Here is a 3,663-nt window from a genome sequence, read left to right as displayed (position 1 = left end):
TCCAAGACCTCTTCCCGAGTCAGTCCCGGCGCGACCTGGAGGCGGCCCCTCACTTTTCCGTTGACTTGAATCACGAGCTCGACCAGCTGCTCTTGCGCCAGATGCTCGTCGAACACCGGCCACGACGCGTCGAACACACTGGTCTTCCGGCCCAGCCTCTCCCAGCACTCCTCGGCGAAATGCGGCGCGAGGGGTGCGAGCATGAGGACAAGGGGCTCGACCAGCGCGGATGAGGACGCATCTCCATGAGCCCTGAGTAGGTTGACGTACTCCATCAACTTCGCGATCGCCGTGTTGTACCGAAGTTCATCCAGATCCGCCCCGACGCCCCGGATGGTTTGATGCAGCTTGCGCAGCGCCTCGGGGGACGATGGGCCTTCCGCCCTGGCCTTCGCGACCAGCCCCCAGACCTTGTCGAGAAACCGGCGAATCCCCGAGAGTCCCTCGTCGCGGAAGTCGCCGCCCTCTTGATACGGACCGAGAAACATCAAGTACATGCGGAAGGTGTCCGCGCCCCACGTGGCAATATAGTCGTCCGGGATCACCACGTTGCCTCGGGACTTCGACATCTTGGCGCCATCCTTGACGATCGTCCCGTGAGCCCGGAACCGGGTAAATGGCTCCTCGAACGACAAGTGGCCGAGGTCGTTGAGCGCCATGGTGACGAATCGCGCGTACATCAAATGGAGAACGGCATGCTCGTTGCCACCGATGTACGAGTCGACCGGAAGCCACTTCTCCGTCAGCCCCCTGTCGAACGGCCGGGAGTCGACCTCCGTCGAGGGATAGCGCAGGAAGTACCAGGCGGAATCGAGGAACGTGTCGGAGACGTCCGTCTCGCGGTGCGCGCTCCGTCCGCACTTCGGGCAGGGAACACGGTACCAGTCCTTGGCCCGCGCCAGGGGCGAGATTCCACTCGCATCGGGCTGGAAATCCTCGAGCGGCGGAAGCAGCACCGGAAGGTCCCGCTCGGGAACAGGGACGATCCCGCACTCGTCGCAGTAGATAATGGGTATCGGAGGGCCCCAATAACGCTGGCGCGAGATGCACCAATCGTGGAGACGGTACTGCACCTTCTCGACCCCGGCACGCTGGTCTTCCAGCCATGCCGTGATCGCCTTCGCGGCTTTGCGGCACGGCATCCCGTCGAACTGTCCGCTTCCGACGAGCGTCCCGTCCCATCCGGCAAAACCGACTCCTTCTTCCTTGGGGTCATCCGGCTCCACCACCTGCTTCACATCGAGGCGGTACTTGCGTGCGAACTCGTAATCGCGAGCGTCGTGAGCCGGCACCGCCATGATTGCCCCGGTGCCGTACTCCATCAAGACATAGTCAGCGATCCAAATCGGAACCGCGTCGCCACTGGCGGGATTCCTCGCATAGGCTCCCGTGAATACACCTGACTTTTCCTTCTCTCCAATCCGACGGGACACGAGGTCCATCGCCGCCGCCTCACGACGGTATGCGTCGACTTCGGTGCGCTGCTCGACTGACGTTAGCCCATCCACGAGCGGGTGCTCCGGCGCCACCACGACGTAAGTGGCGCCGAAAACCGTGTCGGGGCGCGTCGTGAACACCGGGATCGAGAGGCCGTTTGGCGTCTCGAACAGGAGCTCGGCGCCTTCAGAGCGGCCGATCCAGTTCACCTGCATCGTGCGGGTCGAGTCCGACCAGTCGAGCCACTCGTGGTTTGCCAGCAGCCGCTCGGCGTAATCAGTGATCTTGAAGAACCACTGCTCGAGCAAACGCAGCTCGACGGCGATCCCCGGATGGCGCTCACACATCCCGGCGATCACCTGCTCGTTGGCGAGCACCGTCTTGCACTCCGGACACCAGTTGACCGGCGCCCGCTTTCTCATCGCGAGCCCCGCCTCATGGAGCTTCAGGAAGATCCATTGTGTCCATTTGTAATAACGTGGATCCGTGGTCTGCACTTCGTGGTCCCAGTCGAGCATGAGGCCGCATCGCTTCAGTTGGTCGCGGAAGCGCGCGATGTTCCTCGGGATGAGCTCTGCCGGGTGCGCGTTCATTTTGAGAGCGTAGTTCTCCGAGTGGATGCCGAAGGCGTCGAAGCCGATGGGCTCGAAAACATCCCAGCCCTGAAGCCTCCGGAGGCGTCCGTGTACGTCAGCGCCGACGAAAGCAAAGAGATTGCCGACGTGCAGCCCCTCGGCCGAGGGATAGGGATACATCATGAGGTTGAAATAGGGCCGCCGGGCGCTTCGTAAATCCACGGAGTTGGTGCGCCGCTCCTCCCACCGCTCCCGCCACTTTCGCTCCACGGTGGACGGGTCGTAGCTCTCTAACTCAGCGCGATCCTCGGGCATTCCGGAAATGTAACACTCGCCCCGGCATCCCGGTTCAACCGATGAGCTCGAGAAGCGTCATGGCGATGACCTCGGTCGATTTCATCAGGTCGTCGATCTCACAGTACTCATCCACCTGATGGGCGAGCTCCAGGATCCCCGGGCCGTAGGCGACGCAGTGCGGGATGCCACCGATCCGCGTCACGTGCTTGTGGTCGTAGGTACCGGGGCTTGCGATGATTGACGCCTCTCGTCCGAGGACGGCTGGTATGGTCTTCTTCAGGGCTTCGATCAGCGGGGAGTCGGGAGGGGTTTGTACCGGGTGAACCACCATGAGCTCGCGCAGATCGAAGCGTCGATCCGGGCCGTTCCCGAGTTTGTCGAGTAGCGAAGCGATCTCTCCCCGCGCCGTCTCCAAGCCTTCCTCGAGCAGGAAGCGCCGGTCGAATACCGCGGAGCATCGATCGGCGACGCACGGAGTCTGAGGATCCTCGCCCGCCTGCCCTCCGATGATCGAGTTCACGTTCAGGGTCGCCTGGCGGGCCCCTTCGGGGACCACGGGCATGCTCGTCCGCCGCTTTCCGAGCTCGGGAAGAAGCTCACGTCGAATGGCCTCGAGAAAAAGACTCATTTGCGCGATGGCGCTCACGCCGAGAAACGGCATGCTGCCGTGGGCGACGCGGCCATGGGCGGTGACCTCGAACCAGTAGACCCCCCGATGGCCGACGCAGATTCGGTCCACTCCGAGGGGCTCAGGAATGATGACGTAGTCGGTGCGTTTCCTGGTGAGGCGTCCGGTCTCGCAGAGCCAGGCGACGCCCGCGTAGCCCCCGCTCTCCTCGTCGACGGTGCCGCTGAGCTCGACGCTTCCGCGAAGGCGGATTCCCGCCCGGCGAATGCACTCGACGGCGTAGAGGGCGGCAGCGATCCCCGCCTTCATGTCCGCCGTACCCCGCCCATAGATGCGGCCTGCGCGTACGATCCCCGCGAAGGGATCGAGAGTCCATCCATCTCCCGCGGGTACCACGTCGAGGTGCCCGTTCAGGTGAACGACCGGGCGCGCCTCTTCCCCCGGGAGAACACCCACGACATTGACCCGAGGGTGGGCCGCGCTGTGCTCGGGGCGGCCTTCGGCGACGACGTAGTCCACCTCGAACCCGCAGTGGGCGAGACGATGCCCGAGCGTTTCCGTCGCCTCCCGATAGAGGTTTCCCGGCGGATTGACGCTCGGGACGCGAACGAGCTCGGAGGCGAAATCGACGAGCTCGTCTCGAGCTTTCTCGATCTCTCGCCGTACCGCTTCGACCCGGTCCAAGGCTCAACGACCGAATAGGTAACGAACGCCGATCTGGATCTC

Annotated in this window: 2 protein-coding genes; both read right to left on the bottom strand. The window is 63.7% G+C overall.

Features of this window, described 5'->3' with window-relative positions; translation table 11 throughout:
- The coding region (leuS, locus tag VEK15_22415) for a leucine--tRNA ligase (GenBank protein ID HXV63472.1) at positions 1-2,327 on the bottom strand (2,327 nt) is incomplete at its 3' end.
- 34 nt (positions 2,328-2,361) lie between these two features.
- Complete coding sequence (locus tag VEK15_22410) at positions 2,362-3,621, bottom strand: acetylornithine deacetylase/succinyl-diaminopimelate desuccinylase family protein (GenBank protein HXV63471.1); 1,260 nt, start codon at positions 3,619-3,621, stop codon at positions 2,362-2,364.
- Positions 3,622-3,663 lie beyond the last annotated feature (42 nt).

This window comes from Vicinamibacteria bacterium, from assembly GCA_035620555.1.
Classification (GTDB): Bacteria; Acidobacteriota; Vicinamibacteria; order Marinacidobacterales; family SMYC01; genus DASPGQ01.
Note: the sequence above shows the minus strand (reverse complement) of the source record. Positions and strands in the feature narration are given on the sequence as shown.